The sequence below is a fragment of the Chryseobacterium sp. SIMBA_029 genome, from assembly GCF_046535275.1.
Classification (GTDB): Bacteria; Bacteroidota; Bacteroidia; order Flavobacteriales; family Weeksellaceae; genus Chryseobacterium.
The window spans coordinates 1-233 of sequence record NZ_JAWRXA010000892.1 but is presented as its reverse complement, the minus strand read 5'-3'; the positions used below and the strand labels follow the sequence as shown (position 1 = coordinate 233).

General features: G+C 59.2%; 1 protein-coding gene. It reads left to right on the top strand.

The features are described from left to right. On the top strand, nucleotides 1–233 hold a 233-nt coding region (locus SB679_RS26420), incomplete at both ends, for a transposase (RefSeq protein ID WP_410705406.1).

Here is a 233-nt window from a genome sequence, read left to right as displayed (position 1 = left end):
GGGTGATTCACCACTCGGACCAAGGTTGTCAATACACTTCGCTTGCCTTCGGGCGGCGTTGCCGCGAGGCGGGCGTGCGTCCGTCCATGGGCACAGTGGGCGACTGCTTCGATAACGCCATGTGCGAGGCCTTCTTCGCCACGCTTGAATGTGAACTGCTCGCGCGCACCCGATTCGATACACATGAACAAGCCCGACAAGCGTTGTTCTCCTTCATCGAAGGCTGGTACAAC